The sequence below is a fragment of the Bradyrhizobium sp. SZCCHNS3052 genome, assembly GCF_032484495.1.
In the GTDB taxonomy this organism is placed as follows: Bacteria; Pseudomonadota; Alphaproteobacteria; order Rhizobiales; family Xanthobacteraceae; genus Bradyrhizobium.
In genome coordinates, this window is record NZ_JAUETB010000010.1 from 86,274 (window position 1) to 104,172 (window position 17,899).

Below are 17,899 nucleotides of genomic sequence, written 5' to 3' on the forward strand. Positions count from 1 at the left end.
CGGACCGCCCATGGCCTTCTATTTCGTCCAGTTCCTGACCGGCCTTGCCAGTGCAGCCTCGCTGTTCCTGGTGGCGTCGGGACTGTCGATCATCTTCGGCGTCACCCGCATCGTGAATTTCGCCCATGGCGCGTTCTACATGCTCGGCGCCTATGTGGCCTTTTCGCTCACTGAGAGGCTGTCCGGTCCGCTCGGCTTCTGGGGCGGCATCGTCGTGGCAGCGCTCGCGGTCGCGGCCGTCGGCGTGCTCGTCGAGATCGTGCTGCTGCGCCGGATCTATCACGCGCCGGAGCTGTTCCAGCTGCTCGCGACCTTCGGCTTGACGCTGATGGTCGAGGATCTCGTTGTGCTGATATGGGGGCCGGACGACTTGGTCGGCCGCCGCGCGCCAGGATTGAAAGGTGCGGTCGATTTCTTCGGCCAGAACATTCCGAGCTACGACCTGTTCCTGATCGCGCTCGGTCCGATCGTGCTCGGGGTGCTGTGGTTGCTGTTCCAGCGCACCCGCTGGGGCATCCTGGTGCGCGCGGCGACGCAGGACCGCGACATGGTGGCCGCGCTCGGCGTCAACCAGAAATGGCTGTTCACCTCGGTGTTTGCGGTCGGCGTCTTCCTGGCCGCGCTCGGCGGCGCCCTGCAGATCCCGCGCGACGCGGTCCATCACGCGATGGATCTGCGCATCATCGTCGAGGTGTTCGTGGTCGTCGTGATCGGCGGCCTCGGCAGCATCCTCGGCGCCTTCGTGGCCGCCGTGCTGGTGTCCGAATTGAATGCGTTCGGCATTCTCATTTTTCCGACGATCTCGCTGATCCTGGTGTTCCTGGTGATGGCCGTGGTTCTGGTGGTCCGTCCCTGGGGCCTGTTCGGCAAGAAGGAGGCGCCGGCGCGCCGCACGCCGGGCCTCACCGTTATTCCGTGGCGTCCGCTGAGCTCGGTCGAGCGGCTGGCGTCCCTCGTCGCTCTGGCGCTGGCAGCGATGCTGCCCTTCATCGCCGGCAACTACGCGCTGACCGTGGGCGCCGAGATCGCGATCTTCGTGATCTTCGCGGCGTCGCTGCATTTCCTGATGGCGGTCGGCGGGCTCGCCTCGTTTGGTCACGCCGCCTATTTCGGCCTCGGCGCTTACGGCGTCGCCTTCCTCGCGAAGATGGCGGGACTACCGATGATCGCCTGCCTCTTGCTGGGGCCGCTGCTCGGCGCGCTTGGTGCGGCCGTGTTCGGCGCCTTCGCCGTCCAGCTCTCGGGCGTGTATTTCGCGATGCTGACCTTGGCCTTTGCGCAAATCGTGTGGTCGATCGCGTTCCAATGGGTCGCGGTCACCGGCGGTGACAACGGCATTCTCGGGCTCTGGCCGGAGAAATGGGCCGCGTCGCCGTCGCACTTCTACTGGCTCGCGCTCGGCGTCTCCGCGTTCGTCGTCAGCGTGCTGCGCCTGATCACCCTCTCGCCGTTCGGCTACGCCTTGCGCGGCATGCGCGACTCGCCGCTGCGCAGCGAGTCGATCGGCATCAACGGCAAGCGCATCCAGTGGACCGCTTTCATCATCGCCGGCACCACGGCCGGCATCGGCGGCGCGCTGTTCGCGTATCTGAAAGGCAGCGTCTTTCCCGACAATATGGGCATCTCGCTCTCGGTCGATGCGCTCGTGATGGTGTTGCTCGGCGGCGTCGAGACGGTGCCCGGCGCAATCTTCGGCGCCATCGTCTACAAGGCGCTCAACATCTGGCTGGTCAGCCAGACCGACTGGTCGAAGCTCGTGCTCGGCATCTTCATCGTGCTGATCGTGGTGGTGTTCCCGAAAGGCATCGTGGGCGTGGTCGAAACCGTCATGCATCGGCGCCGCGCAGCGGCCCCCAAGGGGGCTTCGCTGTCGGCCAAGATGGAGGGCGCACAATGAGTCCCGGCGTGTCGCTGCTCTCGGTCGAAGGCCTGTCTAAATCCTATGGCGGCATTCACGCCGTCCGCAACGTGTCGTTCACGCTGCGGGCCGGCGAGATCCTGGCGCTGATCGGCCCGAACGGCGCGGGGAAAAGCACCTGCTTCGACATGCTCAACGGCCAGAACGTGCCGGACAGCGGCCGCATCACGGTGATGGGGCAGGAGACCACCGGGCGCAAGCCGCGCGAGGTCTGGCGGCTCGGGGTCGGCCGCACCTTCCAGATTACCGCGACCTATCCGACCATGACCGTGCGTGAGAACATCCAGGTCGCGCTGGTCTCGCATCATCGCCGCCTGTTCGATTTCTGGAGCCCGATGCTTGGCATCGAGCGCGACGAAGCCGATCGCCTGCTCGATCTCGTCGGCATGGCCGGCTATGCCGAGCGTCCCTGCGGCGAGCTCGCCTATGGCGACCTCAAGCGGCTGGAGCTCGCGATCGCGCTCGCCAACCAGCCGAAGCTGCTGCTCATGGACGAGCCGACCGCCGGCATGGCGCCGCGCGAGCGTGTCGAGCTGATGCGGCTGACGGCTGGAATCGCGCGTGAGCAGTCGATCGGCGTCCTCTTTACGGAGCACGACATGGACGTGGTATTCGAGCATGCGGACCGCATTCTCGTGCTCAATCGCGGCAGCCTCATTGCCGAGGGATCGCCAGCCGAGGTGCGCGCCAACCGGGAGGTGCAGGCGATCTATCTCGGCGAAGGCCTGCTGTATGATGCCGATCATCGCGAGGGAGCTCCGGCATGAAGCTGTCCGTCGCCAGTCTCAACAGCCACTACGGTCCGGCGCATATCCTGTTCGACATCGGCCTCGAGGTCGGCGAGGGCGAGGTGGTGGCACTGCTCGGGCGCAACGGCGCCGGCAAATCGACGACGTTCCGCTCGATCGTCGGCCTGGTCGAGCTGCGCGAGGGCCAGATCATGTTCGAGGGCAAGGACATCTCGTCCGCGCCGACCCATGAGATCGTCCGCGCCGGCCTCGGCTATGTTCCGGAAGAGCGCCGCATCTTCACCGAGCTGACGGTGGAGGAAAACCTCGAGGTCGGTCGGCAGAAGCCGCGGCCCAATGCGCCGCAATGGACGCGCGAGAAACTCTATCAGTTGTTTCCCAATCTCGGCGAGATGAAGAACCGCCCGGGCGGCCGCATGAGCGGCGGCGAGCAGCAGATGCTCACCATCGCCCGTACCCTGATGGGCAATCCGTCGCTGGTGCTGCTCGACGAGCCCTCGGAGGGTTTGTCGCCGAAGATCGTCGAGCAGATGGTCGATGCGATCCTGACCATGAAGAAAGAAGGCGTCTCGCTGGTCGTCTCCGAGCAGAACCTGCATTTTGCCAAGCTGATCTCGGACCGCGCCTATATCATCGAGCGCGGCCGCATCTGCTTCTCCGGCACCATGGCCGAGCTCGACGCGCGGCCCGACATCCGCGACGCGCATCTGTCGATCTGAGGCGAGGGAAGATATGGCCAAGAGCGCCACGCTGAAGCGATCGGCAAGGACCGCAACGAAGACCGCGCCGAAGCCGCAGGCAAAGGCCGCCGCGAAGGCCACGGCCAAAGCGGCGAAATCAAATTACGTGCTCGACGATCAGATCGGCTTCATCCTGCGTCAGGTCTGGCAGCGCCACACGATGATCTTCGCGCGCGACATCGGCAGCAACCTGACGCCAACGCAATGGGCGGCACTGTCGAAGCTGGTCGAGACCGGGCCGTGCTCGCAAAACCAGCTTGGACGGTTCACGGCGATGGACGTCGCGACGATCAAAGGTGTGATCGACCGGCTGACCGCGCGCGGTCTCACCGAAACCAGCCCGGACCCGCAGGATGGTCGCAGGCTGCTCGTCAGCCTGACCCGCGCCGGCCAGCAGCTCGCGGAGAAGACCGCACCGCTCGCGCTCGCCATCTCCAAGGAAACACTGGCGCCGCTCGATGCGAAGGAACGCGAGACGCTGCTGGGGTTGTTGAACCGGCTGCGGTAGCCCTTCCTCCACGTCATTCCGGGGCGTCGCGAAGCGACGAACCCGGAATCCCGAGCTGAGGGAAAGAACAGCGCAGGCCAATCTCAGGATTCCGCGTTCGCCCTTTGGGCGCCCCGGAATGACTGTGTATGCCGCTCTACGACGATATTACTTCGCCACGATCTCCGGGATCTTCGTGGCCGGCGGCGTGTTGCGGCTGCGCTGGGTGCGGACGATGCCGTCGATGATGGTCATGCCGATACCCGGGAGATCGCCGAGCTGGACGCTGTCGAGCAAGGTCGTGGCCGGCGAGTGCTGCGCCTTGTCCATGATGACGAAGTCGGCGGAGCGGCCGACCTCAATCAGGCCGCAGTCGAGCTCGCGCATCCGCGCTGTGTTGCCGGTAGCGAAGCAGAACGCGATCTCGGCGGGGACGTCGCCGAGCGAGGACAGTAGCGACACCATGCGCAGGATGCCGAGCGGCTGCACGCCGGAGCCGGCCGGCGCGTCGGTGCCGAGGATCACGCGGTTGAGTTCGTTCATCTCGCGCGCGGTGCGCAAGGTGAACAGCGCCGAGCGCTCATTGCCGTTGTGCACCAGCTCGAGCCCAGCCTTGCAGCCCTCGCAGATGCAGCGGATCTGGTCGTCGGGCAGGGCGGTGTGGCCGCCATTGATGTGCCCGATGACGTCGGTGCCGGCCTCCAGCACGACGTCCTTGTCGATCAGGCCGGAGCCGGGAATCGACGGACCGCCGGTGTGAATGGTGCTCTGGATGCCGTATTTGCGCGCCCAGCCGACCATCTTGCGCGCGGTCGGGCCGTCCTTGACGCCGCCGAGGCCGACCTCGCCGAGCAGCTTGACGCCGGCCGCCGCGAGCTCCTTGAAATCGTCCTCGACCATCTCGCATTCGATCACCGGCGCGCCGGCATGCACCTTCACACCGCCGGGGCGGAGCGTCCAGAATGCGCGCTGCGCGAAGATCGCCATCGCCTTCAGGCCGACCACGTCGCGCGGGCGACCGGGCATGTGCACCTCGCCGGCGGAGATCATCGTGGTGACGCCACCATGCAGATAGGAGTCGATCCAGTTGGTCTGGTTCTGCCGCGGCGTCCAGTCGCCGGCGACCGGATGAACATGGCTGTCGATCAGGCCTGGCGCCACCGTCGTGCCATGGGCATCGACGATGGTCGTCGCGCCTTCGGTGTCGACGTCCTTGAAGCGGCCGATGCCCGTGATCTTGCCGTTCTCGGCGACGATCGTGTCGGCGTCCAGGATGGGCCGTTCCAGTGCGCCGGACAGCATCAGGCCGATGTTGCGGATGACCAGCTTGCTGGGACCGGTTGCTTGCGGCGCGTCATGGGCCATCGGGATATCCTTCTTTCCTGGCAAGGCATTTGCGGCAGTTTGCGCCTGCACGCGGCGCAGCATCAAGCCGGTTTCGGTCATTCGTACACGAATGATCAGGTCCGGCAAGCTGCGGCCTGCACGAAGATTTGGCGCGGGTTGCCTACCCTTCAGACACAGCGCGGGCCCTATGAGCGCGGCGACATCCTCGGCTTCGGTCGCGTGTTCGACATTCCCGTCCCCTGTGCTTGTGGCGGTGGTCTACGCGCAGGTGACGAACCGCACCCCTGGACGTTGCCGCCGCAATCCGGCATCACCTCGTGCGATCTTTTTGCGACGTGGGTGACGGCAGATGAGCGACGACCTCCACATGATCGGAGCGGGCGGCATCACCGCCTCGGTCAAGGCTGATGGCGCCGAGCTGTGCTCGTTGAAGACGGCCGGGGGCCTGGAGTTGCTGTGGCAGGCCGGAGCCGTCTGGCCGCGCCATGCGCCATGGTTGTTTCCGATCGTCGGCCGACTCAAGAATGACCAGCTCCACCACCGCGGCCAAACCTATCCGATGACGCAGCACGGCTTCGCCCGCGACCTCCCATTCACCTGGCTGGAGCGCGGGGCCGAGTCGTGCGTGTTGCAGCTGACCGACGACGAGACGACGCGGGCGCGCTATCCGTTCGCCTTCCGTCTCACGGTGAGCTACCGGATCACCGCTGATGCGCTGGACGTGGCGGTCGAGATCGCCAACCCCGGCGCGGAGGTTCTGCCAGCCTCGTTCGGATGCCATCCCGCCTTCAACTGGCCGCTGCTCCCCGGCCAGCCGAAGGAGAGCTATCGGCTGATCTTTGCAGAGCCGGAGCCGGCGCCGATCCGCCGTCTGACAGGAGGTTTGCTGCGCGAGCGGCCGGAGCCCTCACCGATCGAGGGGCGCGTTCTCCCGTTGAGCGAACGTCTGTTCGACGACGATGCCGTGATCCTCGATCAGCCGGCCAGCCGTTCGGTTCGCCTCGTCGGAACCACAGGACGGGCGCTTGAGTTAACTTGGGATCATTTTCGTCAGCTTGGAATCTGGTCGAAGCCCGGCGGCGTGCCGTTCCTGTGCATCGAGCCGTGGCGCGGTTTCGCCAGTCCGCTCGATTTCGACGGCGAGTTTGCGGCCAAGCCCGGCGTCATGCACATCGCCCCGGACTCTGCAAAGACGCTGCGATGCCGCATCCGGGTCGACGGATTGGTATGACTAATGCTCGCAGCGCCCATTTGCGTGCACAGCGGTAACTGTGACTCGCAGTTTTGGGCCTGGAAATGACGGCGCCGTGACCTACATCAGAGACGAGCGCGGAACTTTGGCTATGATGCGTCGAACGACCGGCGGTTGGTGGGCGCTTTCTCCGAACTGATAACGGTCGATCATCGAACATGATGTGCGGCGTGATGTCAGGCGCTCTTAGCTGGCTCTTGCAGCCGGGCAGCGCTGCGAGTTCCCCATCAGCCGGCGTGCAGAGATCTCGCGGCAGGGGCGCGTAAGTGGCGTTACGCGGGGAACGGGAGGATGGGATGGTGTTGAGAGCTGTTATCGGCACGATTACATGCGCCGTGTTGCTCACGGCGAGCGATGCTGTGGCGGGGGCCTATCAGCCGGGTGACTTCCTCAAGCTTGATCTGTCGAAGGCCGTGTTGTCGCCGGAGCCGCTCGGCCCCGAGGCGCATTTCGAACCTGTGCCTATCGAAGCCAAATCAGATCGACCTGCGGTCGCCGTCCGTTCCGCGATCGACCCGGACGAGCGCTCCGCCATCCCGCGCGCCATCGCCAGCCGGCGCGCTCATGGCACCAGGACGGCCGAGCGGCCCCGCGGCGCCGCCCGCGCCAAGCTCGTCCATCGGCGCGGCAATCCGCTCGACGCGCAGGCGATGGATACGCGCATTCAGACCTGGCCGTGCCGGCCTGGCAGCGGCGGCATCTGTAACTGGCGCTGATCGGCGGGGCTACCCCGCGCGCCTGTTGCGTTCAGGAACCTCGCTCCCGACATCTTGATTGAGGCGGATGCCGGCTCGCTTGAACTCGCAAGCGGAGCAAAGGCAAGTTGAGCGCTTCCCGCCAAGGTCTTGATGTTCGAGGCTGCCGCCGGCGTTTGCTGGCGAATGGCTCGCGCGATTCCAGGAGATTTCATGAACGCCATCGACACCCAGGGTATCCGTCTGCCCAAGCTCGGGCTCGGCACCTTTCGCATGCAGGGCACTGTCTGCCGCGAGGCCGTCGAGAGCGCGCTTGCGCTCGGCTACCGCCACATCGACACCGCCGAGATGTATGCCAACGAGGACGCGATCGGTGCTGCACTTGCGGCAACAAATCTGCCGCGCGCCGAATTGCACGTCACCACCAAGGTCTGGCCGGAGAACCTCGCGCCGGACGCGATCCGTCGCGCATTCGACACGAGTCTGAGGAAGCTCAGACTGGATTTCGTCGATCTCTATCTCATCCACTGGCCGGCCAAGGGGATGAACCTGCCGGCCGCGCTGGAGACGCTGTTGAAGCTGAAGGAGGAGGGGCGTACGCGCGCGATCGGCGTCGCCAACTTCACTGTCGCGCTGCTGAAACAGGCGGTGGAGGACGTCGAGGCACCTGTTGCCTGCAATCAGGTCGAGTGTCATGTGATGCTCGATCAGTCGAAGCTGATGGCCTACATGGCGAGCCGGTCGATTCCCCTGGTGGCCTATTGCCCGCTGGCGCAGGGACGCGCCGCCGCCGACGAGACGCTGGGGGCCATTGGCAGGAAGCATGGCGCGAGCGCCGCCCAGGTCGCACTGAAATGGCTGTTGGACCAGGATGGGGTGGCGGCGATCCCCAAGGCCGCGCGTCCGGAAAGTCAGCGTGCGAACTGGAATGCGATGAAGCTTCAACTCGATGATGAGGATCGTGCCACCATCGCGTCCCTCCCGAAGGACAAGCGCTTCGTCAATCCGGCCTTTGCGCCGGAATGGGACCGCTGACCACCACGCGGAGCCCTGCGAGAACGGACGTCAGAACGAACGCCACAGAAAATGGCCCCTCTCGGGGCCATTGCTGTGTCGAAGTTGCAGATCAGTCGCGCCGGATGATCACGGTGCGATCGTGATGGCGGTGGAACGGCCGGACATAGCGGTGAGGCCGGTACTCACGATGCATGCGGTATTCGGCGTGGGACCGATCCCAGCCGTGGTGGTAGTGATGGCCGCCACGCTTGATGACCACCGTCTCGGCGTTGGCGATCGACGGTGCCGCGAGCGCGACGACCGCAAGGGAAGCGAGCGCGAGAGCGATTTTCTTCATGTTGTCCTCCAGAATGAAAGTGCGGGATCAACTTGAAGTGTGAAAGAACGTTCCGCAGGAACTTCCACGAAGTTGCTGAATACACGTTCAGATTTGGTCTTCACGCTCGCGGGCGGACCGTGCCGTCCCCTCGAGCCTGCCGCGTCAGTCGCACTTCCTGAGCGCTGGCGTCGGCTTGCCGTTGGCGACGAAGCGGCCGTCACGAATGGTGTAGCTGTCGTCCTCGCCGCGATTGAACGCGGAGCGGATGTTGCCGTCGGCGGTCCGGGTGATCCCGTTCTCTCGCGTCTGGCGCGCTTTGGGCAGCACGATCGAGAGCACCAGCGTCTGGTCCGCCTCGACGCGTGCGCTCGCCACCTGGTTGACGTCGGACGGATCGTGGTCACGACGATAGATCAGGTGACCATCGTCAGTGACTTCGTAGGAGATGATGGCGCCGCGGCCCTTGACCGCGGGTGCGCTGCAGTCGGCGGCCCAGGTTCCGATCAGGCCCCAGGTCCGAGCAACCTCGACGGTGTCGTCGGCCCGGGCGGCAGACGCTGATGATGCGCAGAGGACGATTGCGATGAGAGGGCGGGAGATCGAAATCATGCGGTCTCGGGGGGTGACTGCCGTGACATCTTAATGCACTGCGTCAACGGCGCAATGACAGAGCCGCGCCGAGATCGTTGGCACAAAGTCTCATTCTTTCCGGGCCGGCCTTGCTGGCGAGGGGGACAAGGCGCATGCTCCCCGCAACTACAAACAAGCGTGGGGAGGCTGACCATGTCTGCGCTGTCGCGCCGCAAATTCCTGCTGTCGTCCGGAGCGGCCGCCATGGCCGCGCTATCGGGTCCTGCCGGCGCCGCGGTGGGGCCGGCCGACAAGTTCGATCTGGTGATCAAGGGCGGCGACGTGATCGATCCAAGCCAGTCGCTCCGAGGCAAGCGCGACATCGGGATCCGCTGGGGCGTCGTCGAAGCGGTCGAGCCCGAGATACCGGCCGAGCGGGCGCTGCGGTCGATCGACGCCAACGGCCGGTTGGTGACGCCGGGCCTCATCGACCTCCACAGCCATGTCTATCCCTATGGCTCGGCGATCGGGATCCCGCCCGACGAACTGGTGCAATTCCAGGGCACGACGACGGTCGTCTCGGCCGGCGACGCCGGCGTCAACAATCTTGCGGCGTTGCGCCGCTTCATCGCCGCCCAGTCGCGGGCACGCATCTACGCCTTCGTCCACATCGCCAATAACGGCCTGTCGGCGTTTCCGGTGGCCGAGCTCTACAACATCGACAATGCGCAGGTAGACGCCTGCGCCATGGCGCTGGCGGAGAACCCGGACTTCCTGCTCGGGGTCAAGGTGCGGATGTCGGAGAACGTGATCTTCAAGCATGGGCTCGAGCCGCTGAAGCGCGGCATCAAGGCCTGCGAGCTGTGCGGCTGGCCGGCGCGGATGATGGTGCATATCGGTGGGGTCGAGACCGGCGAGTTGATGTCGCAGATCCTGGACCTGCTGCGCCCCGGCGACATCCTGACCCATGCCTATTCCGGCGCGCCGAATATGGGCGGCGCCTTCACCAACATCGTCCAGGACGGCAAGCTGCTGCCCGCGGCGCTCGCCGCCAAGCAGCGCGGCGTGCTGTTCGATGTCGGCCATGGCGGCGGCAGCTTCGATTTCACCGTGGCCGAGGTCGCGATCCCCGGCGGCTGCGGCCCGGACACCATCTCCTCCGACATCCATGTCTTCTCCGGCAACAGCCCGGGCATGCCGTTCCTGCCCAACGTGATGGCGAAATTCATCGCTATGGGATTTTCGTTGGAGCAGGTGGTGAGCATGGCCACCTCCGCGCCGGCCAAGATCATCAACCGTGCGCCGAAGATCGGCAGCTTGCAGGTCGGTGCGCCGGCCGACGTCGCAATCATGGACCTGGTCGAGGGGCCCGTCAGCTTCGTCGATACCCGCGGCAACAAGCGCGAGGGCAAGCTGCAGCTCAAGCCGGTGCAGACGGTGATCAATGGCGTGCCGTTCGGGCGGCCCTACCAGTCGCCCTTTTCGGTGCGGTGAGCAGCGCGCGATCACTCGATCGCGCGCGTCCGCTCCACATTGGATGAGCGCAATGGGACCCCGAACTCCTCCCGGCAGACGTCGGCGAGGACTGCGATGCCCTCGCGGATCTCCTGATGCGAGGGGCTGGCGAAGCACAGCCGCAGGCGGCTCCGCGCATGCGCGGCGTCGGTGGACCATTCCGGTCCCGGATTGATCGAGACGCCGCGTTTGAGCGCTGCCTGTGACAGCTTCATCGCGTCAACCTGGTCCGGTAGCTTGACCCAGAGGAAGATCCCGCCCCTGGGCGGCGCGAACTCGGCCGCGGTGCCGAACTCGGCGTTGAGCGCCTCGATCAGGGTGTCCAGCTTGGCGCGCAGTCCCCGCACCAACTGCGGCACGTGGGTCGCGAAATGCGGCCTGCAATATTCCGCGAGCACCATCTGCTCCAGCGCACCCGAGCCGGCATCGGTCTTGAGGGACAGCAGCACCGACATGATCTCCCAGGGGGCGACCAGGAAGCCGACCCGCAACGCCGGCGCGACCGACTTCGAGAACGATCCGAGGTGGATCACACCGCCATGGTCGGACATGCCGTGGATCGCGCGGGGCCGTTTGCCGTCCCAGATCAGGTCGGCGTAGCAGTCGTCCTCGAACACCGGTACGCCATAAGCGCGCGACAGCCACAGCAGCTCGGCCCGCCGGCTTTCCGGCATGATGGTGCCGGTCGGGTTCTGCACCGTCGGAATGGTATAGATGTATTTCGGCCGGATGCCGCGATCCCTTAGATCGGCCAGCACCGTCGCCAGCGCATCCGTTCGCATGCCGTCCTGGTCGAGCGGGATGCCGATGACCTTGACGCCCAGTCGTGCCAGCCGCGTCAGCGTGCCCTGGTAATTGTCCTGTTCGACGAGCACGGTGTCGCCGTGCGTGAGCAGCGCCTGGTTGACGAGGTCGAGGCCCTGCAGCGAGCCGGACAGGATCATGATGTCGTCGGCGCGTGCCGACATGCCCGCGTCCCGCGTCAGCTTGGCGGCAAGAAAGTCCCGCAGCGGCCGGTAGCCTTGAGGCCCGTGCGCGAGGCCGTAGGTGGCGAGCGCGCGTCCCTCGCGGGCGAGCACGGCGTCGGCGGCCGCGCGCAAGCCCTCCACGGGCACGGCATCGGCGTCGTTGTTGCCGCCGACGAAGCTGTATTTTGCGAGTCCCGTCCAGCGCGCGGCGGGTGCGGGCAGGCCGGGGCTGAGGAGGGGTGCAAAATCGAATGCGGCCATGAGGCGCGGCTCCCTTGTTCTCGATTTGAGGCGACTTTAAACAGATACCAGGGCGCTTGTCCTGGCAGGGCCGGTCCTTTTCCCGGGGAAGGCGACCTTCGAGCGGCGGTTCCGCCGCTCTGGCGCGCGCCTGCGATCCCGGCTAAAGCAGCCCGGAAAAGCAGCGAGACTTGCAATGGCCGACTCGATCCAGGAAGTTCTGTACGCCTTCGCCAAGGGCGAGATGGTCGTCGTGACCGATGACGACGACCGCGAGGGCGAGGGCGATCTCATCGTCGCCGCCTCGCTCTGCACGCCCGACAAGATGGCGTTCATCATTCGCCATACCTCCGGCATCGTCTGCGCGCCGATCACCGCCGACGACGCGCGGCGGCTGCGGCTCGACCCGATGGTCGCGCACAATGATTCCAACCACACCACGGCCTTCACCGTTTCGATCGACTACAAGCCGGACGGTGGCACCGGAATCTCGGCCGAAGAGCGCGCCTCCTGCTGTCGTGCGCTCGCCAACCCGAATGCCGGTGCCGCTGATTTCGCGCGCCCCGGCCATATCTTCCCGTTGATCGCGCGTGACGGCGGCGTGCTGCTGCGCTCCGGCCACACCGAGGCGGCGGTCGATCTCTGCAAGCTCGCCGGGCTCCCGCCGGTCGGCGTCATCTCCGAGTTGATGAACGACGACGGCACGGTCATGAAAGGCGAGCAGGTCGTTCGTTTCGCCGCGGCCCACAATCTCAAGCATGTCACCATCGCCGATCTGATCTCGTACCGGCAGGCGCGCGAGAAGCTGATCGAACGGGTGTCGACCTTCACGACCGACAGCCCGATCGGGCCGCTGCAGGGCTTCGCCTACCGCTCGCCGTTCGATCCGATCACCCACGCCGCGTTCGTCTATAACGGCATCGGCGACGGCAAGAACGTGCTGACGCGGCTGCATAAGCCCAACATCGTGAAGGATCTGATCGCAGGTCCGCAGCGTATCCAGGCGGTGCTGCAGCACTTCAAGCGGGCCGGTCGCGGCGTGCTGATCTATCTGCGCGACGGCGCGGCCGGCGTTCCCGTCGAGCCGGTCGAAGAGCCGCATACCGCGGAGGCCGATCGCCATCGGCAGTGGCGCGAGGTCGGCGTGGGTGCGCAGATCCTGCGTGATCTCGGCGTGACCTCGATCCGGAACCTGACGTCGTCGGTGCATGACTACAAGGGCCTGTCGGGTTTCGGCATCGAGATCGTCGCCAACGAGCGGCTTGAAGGCTGAACTTCCAGGATTTAACCTCTCAACTGCTGCGACCCGTGCGCAGCGAGACGCGAAAGGACCATTCATGAGCGCGCGCCCTCAGGCAAAGGACAAGCCGGCCCAGTCGAGCTTCCAGTGGGACGATCCCTTCCTGCTGGACGATCAGCTGACCGAGGACGAGCGCATGGTGCGTGACACCGCGCGCGCCTACGCCCAGGACAAGCTGTTGCCGCGCGTGACCAAGGCCTATCTCGAGGAGAAGACCGACCGCGAGATCTTCAACGAGATGGGCGAGCTCGGCCTGATCGGCATCACCCTGCCGGAGGAATATGGCTGCGCCAATGCGAGCTACGTCGCCTATGGCCTCGTGGCACGCGAGATCGAGCGCGTCGATTCCGGCTACCGCTCGATGAACTCGGTGCAGTCCTCGCTGGTGATGTATCCGATCTATGCCTATGGCGACGAGAGCCAGCGCAAGAAATATCTGCCGAAGCTCGCCAGCGGCGAGTGGGTCGGCTGCTTCGGCCTGACCGAGCCGGATGCCGGCTCCGATCCGGCCGGCATGAAGACCCGCGCCGAGAAGGTGGCCGACGGCTATCGCCTGACCGGCAGCAAGATGTGGATCTCGAACGCGCCGATCGCCGACGTGTTCGTGGTGTGGGCCAAGTCGGCCGCGCATGACAACCAGATCCGTGGCTTCATCCTGGAGAAGGGCATGAAGGGCCTGTCGGCGCCGAAGATCGGCGGCAAGCTCTCCTTGCGCGCCTCGATCACCGGCGAGGTCGTGATGGACGGCGTGGTGGTGCCGGAGAGCGCGCTGCTGCCCAACGTGTCCGGCCTCAAGGGGCCGTTCGGCTGCCTCAACCGCGCCCGCTACGGCATCTCCTGGGGCGTGCTCGGCGCCGCCGAGGATTGCATGCATCGCGCCCGTCAGTACACGCTCGACCGCAAGCAGTTCGGCAAGCCGCTGGCTGCCACGCAGCTGGTCCAGAAGAAGCTCGCCGACATGGAGACCGAGATCGCGCTCGGCCTGCAGGCCTCGCTTCGCGTCGGCCGCCTGATGGACGAGGGCAAGATGGCCCCGGAGATGATCTCGATCGTCAAGCGCAACAATTGCGGCAAGGCGCTCGACATCGCCCGCGTCGCGCGCGACATGCACGGCGGCAACGGCATCTCGATCGAGTATCAGGTGATGCGCCATGCCGCCAACCTCGAGACGGTCAATACCTACGAGGGCACGCACGACGTCCACGCGCTGATCCTCGGCCGCGCCATCACCGGCATTCAGGCGTTCTTCTAACTGCTGTGCGCGACGCCCATTCGCTGCATAGGGCGGTATACGCGGTCGCCGTTGCGCCCTCGCTGTCATCGTCCGCGAAAGCGGACGATCCAGCGATCACCGGCCCATCGAGGCTCATCGCCGTCTCGGAGTACTGGATCCCCCGCTTTCGCGGGGGATGACGGCAGCGAGTGAGGCAGGCGATCTGCCCCATGCACAGGGAAGGCACGCCATGGCCGAGAATGACGACGTCCCGTTCAACCGCAACTTCCCGCTTCGGGCGGGCGTCGTCGAGCAGGTCCGCCCGGGCATTCGCCGCGTCCTCTGCAACAATCCGAGTCCGTTCACCTTCACCGGCACGGTCAGCTACATCGTGGGGACCGGCAACGTCGCGATCATCGATCCGGGTCCGGACAACGAGGCCCATGCGCAGGCGCTGCTCGATGCCATCAGAGGCGAGACCGTCACGCACATCCTGGTGACGCACACGCATCGCGATCACTCGCCGAACACCGGCCGGCTGAAGGCCGCGACCGGCGCCACTGTCTATGCCGAGGGCCCGCATCGCGCCTCGCGGCCGCGCTACGAGAGTGAGAAGCACAGTCCGGAATCCGGCGTCGACCGCGACTTTGCGCCGGATGTCACCGTTGCTGACGGCGATGTGATCGAAGGGCGGGGCTGGCGGGTCGAGGCCGTGGCGACGCCGGGCCATACGGCCAACCATCTCGCCTTCGCCTGGGCCGAGCGCAGCACCACCTTCGTCGGCGATCACGTCATGGGCTGGGCGACGTCGATCGTGGCGCCGCCCGATGGTTCGATGGTCGACTACATGGCTTCGCTGGAGCGGCTCGCCGCGCGGCCCGAGGAACTGTATTTCTCAGGTCACGGTCCGGAAATTCCGGAGGGACCGCGCTACACGCGCTTCCTGATGCGCCACCGCCAGGCCCGCGAGGCCTCGATCCTGCATCGCCTCGCCAAGGGCGAGGCCGACATCCCGACCATGGTGCGCGCGATCTATATCGGCATCGATCCACGGCTCACCACCGCGGCCGGCTATTCCGTGCTGGCCCATCTGGAAGACCTCGTCGCCCGCGGCGTGGTCGCGACGGAAGGTGATCCGGTGATCGGCGGGACGTATCGGCTGGTGTAGCGAATAGCGAGTAGGGGAAGAGTGCGAGCCGGGAAGACTTCGTTCCCTATTCGCTACTCCCTATTCGCCATTCGCCCCGCTCACTTCTTCACCGTCTTCGCATTGCCCTTCGCCGCCACCGGCGGCGGCGTGACCTTCTTCACCGGCTTCTGCGCCTCGGCCTCGCCGGCGTTGGACAGGTCCTCGATCAGCTTGGTCACGCGCGCGGCATTGCTGCCGATATCCGACTCGAAATAGCGCGAGGCGGAGCGGACGTCGACGCGGGAATCCTCGCCGTCGGGCTGGATGCGGATCGAGATGTCCTCGCGGAAGCCCATGATCGGCGTGCGCGCGACCGCCTCGATGCGGCCGACGCGGCGCGGCGGCTGCGGCGCGCGTTCGTCGACCACGAACCATTTGCGCCGGTTGACCAGCTTCAGGGCGATCGCGTAGGCGCGATCGGGCGGCAGTTCGATCTGCACCGGCTCGATGTCCGGATAGAATTTCTGCTGCTGCTCGGCTGAATACAGCCCGGCATAGACGGCCGTGTTGGTGCCGTCGCCGTTGCGGAGCGGCGCCAAAGCCTCGAAGCGCGGCGGATCGATCGGGTCGGTGGTGATGTCATAGATCTTCGGCAGCTTGCGGTACTGGAGCGCGAGGTAGGCCGGATAGGCCAGCACCACCGCATCGATCATGAAGGCGAGCAGGATCCGGCTCATGCCGCGGCTGCCGTTGCGCCAGATCGCGACGAAGGCGGCAAGCCCGAGCAGGATCGACAGCACGGCGAGCCCCAGCGCGCCGAAGAACGTCGCCAGCGCCGGCTTCATCTCCAGAAAATCGAAGCGCAGGATCAGGATCGAGACCAGCACGGCGACGACCGAGAACACCGCCAGATTGCGGGTCCAGGTCGCGAGGCTGGAGATCGGCTCCGACAGATAGGGGGCGTGAAACCTGCGTGCCATCGTGTCAGGAACTGCCGGGGTTGGGCCGCTGCCTGCGTTGCCGGGCGGCCGGATCACCCCGTGTGAGACCACGCGGATCGCGCAAATTCAAGAGGCGTTTGGCCCGGAGAGGGCGGTTGATGCGGAGACCGCGTCAGGCGGCTCGGTCTGGGCGGCTGCGCAACGCCGTCAGCATCAACAGGACGGTTGCGATCGAGAAGGCTGCGCCGGTCGTGAACGTCGCCTGCGACCCATAGGCGTGCCACAGCCATCCCGCCAGCAGGCTCGCGACCAGCAGCGCAGCGCCGGTCACAAGGTTGAACAGGCCGAACGCGGTGCCGCGCAGATCCGGCGGGGCGGTATCGGCGACCATTGCCGACAGCAGCCCCTGCGACAGCCCGAGGTAGAGGCCCCACAGCGCGACGCCGATCGCGGTGCCGATCAGGCCGGGCACGAAGGCCAGCGTCAGGTCGGCGGCTGTCAGCACCACGAGGCCACAGGTCAGCACGTTGTTGCGGCCGATGCGGTCGGAGAGGATGCCGGCGGGCATGGCGACGCCGGCATAGATCAGGTTCATCAGCACGTAGACCAACGGGATCAGGGCGAGAGCGAGGCCGTCGGCCTGTGCCTTCAGCACCAGGAACGCCTCGCTGAAGCGGGCCAAGGCGAACACCGCGCCGGTGGCGACCACGATCCAATAGGCCGATGGCAGCCGGCGCAGCTCGCGCGCATGGACCGGCCAGTCCCGGCGCGCCGCAGGCGCGGTCTGCGCCGGCTCGCGCAGGCCGAACAGGATCAGCAGCACGGCAAGCGTGGCCGGCAGCGCCGACCACCAGAACACCGCCCGGAAGTCGTCGGCGTAGAGCGCCATCAGCGCCACGGCGAGGAGGGGACCGGCAAAGGCGCCGATCGTGTCGAGCGCCTGGCGCAGGCCGTAGCTCGCGCCGCGGATGCCTTCCGGCGTGACGTCGGCGATCAGCGCGTCGCGCGGCGCCTCGCGGATGCCCTTGCCGATGCGGTCGACGAAGCGCGCCGCGAGGATCTGCCATGATGTGCTGGCGAGCGGAAACACCGGCTTGGTCAATGCCGCCAGCCCATAGCCGATTGCGACCAGCAGCTTGCGCTTGCCAATGCGGTCGGACAGTGCGCCGGAGAACACCTTGGTGATTGCGGCGGTCGCCTCGGACACGCCTTCGATCAGGCCGATGGTCACCGTGGAGGCGCCGACCACGGTCGCGAGGAAGACCGGCAGCAGCGCATGGATCAGCTCCGAGGAGATATCCATCAGGAGCGATACCAGCCCGAGCGTCAGCACCGTCGACGGTATGTCGCGCCATGTCGTGGACGCTGGGAGGCGCGCTCTTGAACTCATGCCCACCTTCTAGATGCGGCCCGGCATGCCCGCCTTGCGCCACGTCAACGCCACGGCCGCACGCAACGCCACGGCCCCGCCGAAGGGGAGGGGCCGTGGCTGCCTTGGT

At 66.2% G+C, this 17,899-nt stretch carries 17 protein-coding genes; 11 read left to right on the forward strand and 6 right to left on the reverse strand.

Features of this window, described 5'->3' with window-relative positions:
• Positions 1–10 precede the first annotated feature (10 nt).
• From QX073_RS25780 to QX073_RS25795, 4 genes are read left to right on the forward strand one after another with little or no spacing between them, the layout of a single operon-like run.
• Positions 11–1,897 (forward strand): ABC transporter permease, encoded by a 1,887-nt coding sequence (locus tag QX073_RS25780; protein ID WP_316226599.1) that lies wholly within the window; start codon positions 11–13, stop codon positions 1,895–1,897.
• Positions 1,894–2,685 (forward strand): ABC transporter ATP-binding protein, encoded by a 792-nt coding sequence (locus QX073_RS25785; RefSeq protein WP_316226600.1) that lies wholly within the window; start codon positions 1,894–1,896, stop codon positions 2,683–2,685. Before QX073_RS25780 ends, QX073_RS25785 begins: the two co-directional genes overlap by 4 nt.
• Complete coding sequence (locus tag QX073_RS25790; RefSeq protein ID WP_315715507.1) at positions 2,682–3,386, forward strand: ABC transporter ATP-binding protein; 705 nt, start codon at positions 2,682–2,684, stop codon at positions 3,384–3,386. Before QX073_RS25785 ends, QX073_RS25790 begins: the two co-directional genes overlap by 4 nt.
• Before the next feature lie 13 nt (positions 3,387–3,399).
• Positions 3,400–3,915, forward strand: a complete 516-nt coding sequence (locus QX073_RS25795) for a MarR family winged helix-turn-helix transcriptional regulator (RefSeq protein ID WP_316164241.1) — start codon at positions 3,400–3,402, stop codon at positions 3,913–3,915.
• 147 nt (positions 3,916–4,062) lie between these two features.
• Here QX073_RS25795 and QX073_RS25800 read toward each other — a convergent pair whose 3' ends face one another.
• Positions 4,063–5,259, reverse strand: coding sequence for an amidohydrolase family protein (locus QX073_RS25800; protein WP_315715509.1), 1,197 nt, complete (start codon positions 5,257–5,259; stop codon positions 4,063–4,065).
• 331 nt (positions 5,260–5,590) lie between these two features.
• On the opposite strand from QX073_RS25800, the gene QX073_RS25805 reads away from it, so the two are divergent.
• From QX073_RS25805 to QX073_RS25815, 3 genes are all read left to right on the forward strand, one after another.
• Positions 5,591–6,472: an aldose 1-epimerase family protein gene (locus QX073_RS25805; RefSeq protein WP_316226601.1), complete on the forward strand. Its 882-nt coding sequence runs from the start codon at positions 5,591–5,593 to the stop codon at positions 6,470–6,472.
• Between the two features lie 317 nt (positions 6,473–6,789).
• Positions 6,790–7,209, forward strand: a complete 420-nt coding sequence (locus QX073_RS25810) for a hypothetical protein (RefSeq protein ID WP_316164244.1) — start codon at positions 6,790–6,792, stop codon at positions 7,207–7,209.
• A 192-nt stretch (positions 7,210–7,401) separates the two neighbouring features.
• A complete protein-coding gene (locus tag QX073_RS25815) occupies positions 7,402–8,223 on the forward strand; it encodes an aldo/keto reductase (protein ID WP_316174757.1) in 822 nt (273 codons plus the stop codon).
• Between the two features lie 91 nt (positions 8,224–8,314).
• On the opposite strand, the gene QX073_RS25820 is transcribed toward QX073_RS25815, so the two are convergent.
• Together QX073_RS25820 and QX073_RS25825 are read right to left on the reverse strand one after the other, a co-directional pair.
• A complete protein-coding gene (locus QX073_RS25820) occupies positions 8,315–8,542 on the reverse strand; it encodes a hypothetical protein (RefSeq protein WP_315715512.1) in 228 nt (75 codons plus the stop codon).
• Between the two features lie 144 nt (positions 8,543–8,686).
• Positions 8,687–9,133 carry a hypothetical protein gene (locus tag QX073_RS25825; RefSeq protein ID WP_315752075.1) on the reverse strand — a complete coding sequence of 149 codons (447 nt, stop codon included), beginning with the start codon at positions 9,131–9,133 and terminating at the stop codon, positions 8,687–8,689.
• Between the two features lie 174 nt (positions 9,134–9,307).
• On the opposite strand from QX073_RS25825, the gene QX073_RS25830 reads away from it, so the two are divergent.
• Positions 9,308–10,588, forward strand: coding sequence for an amidohydrolase/deacetylase family metallohydrolase (locus QX073_RS25830; protein ID WP_316174756.1), 1,281 nt, complete (start codon positions 9,308–9,310; stop codon positions 10,586–10,588).
• Positions 10,589–10,599: 11 nt separating this feature from the next.
• Here QX073_RS25830 and QX073_RS25835 read toward each other — a convergent pair whose 3' ends face one another.
• Entirely contained in the window at positions 10,600–11,838 is a 1,239-nt protein-coding gene (locus QX073_RS25835) for a PLP-dependent aminotransferase family protein (protein WP_316226602.1), read from the reverse strand.
• A gap of 175 nt (positions 11,839–12,013) precedes the next feature.
• On the opposite strand from QX073_RS25835, the gene ribB reads away from it, so the two are divergent.
• From ribB to QX073_RS25850, 3 genes are all read left to right on the forward strand, one after another.
• Positions 12,014–13,090 (forward strand): 3,4-dihydroxy-2-butanone-4-phosphate synthase, encoded by a 1,077-nt coding sequence (gene ribB, locus QX073_RS25840; RefSeq protein WP_315715516.1) that lies wholly within the window; start codon positions 12,014–12,016, stop codon positions 13,088–13,090.
• Between the two features lie 64 nt (positions 13,091–13,154).
• Complete coding sequence (locus QX073_RS25845) at positions 13,155–14,369, forward strand: acyl-CoA dehydrogenase (RefSeq protein WP_315715517.1); 1,215 nt, start codon at positions 13,155–13,157, stop codon at positions 14,367–14,369.
• Positions 14,370–14,580: 211 nt separating this feature from the next.
• Entirely contained in the window at positions 14,581–15,498 is a 918-nt protein-coding gene (locus tag QX073_RS25850) for an MBL fold metallo-hydrolase (RefSeq protein ID WP_316171894.1), read from the forward strand.
• An 80-nt stretch (positions 15,499–15,578) separates the two neighbouring features.
• Here QX073_RS25850 and QX073_RS25855 read toward each other — a convergent pair whose 3' ends face one another.
• Entirely contained in the window at positions 15,579–16,439 is an 861-nt protein-coding gene (locus QX073_RS25855; RefSeq protein WP_315715519.1) for a DUF1499 domain-containing protein, read from the reverse strand.
• Between the two features lie 133 nt (positions 16,440–16,572).
• On the reverse strand, positions 16,573–17,790 hold the full coding sequence (locus QX073_RS25860; protein ID WP_315752070.1) for an MFS transporter: 1,218 nt from the start codon (positions 17,788–17,790) through the stop codon (positions 16,573–16,575).
• Between the last annotated feature and the right edge of the window lie 109 nt (positions 17,791–17,899).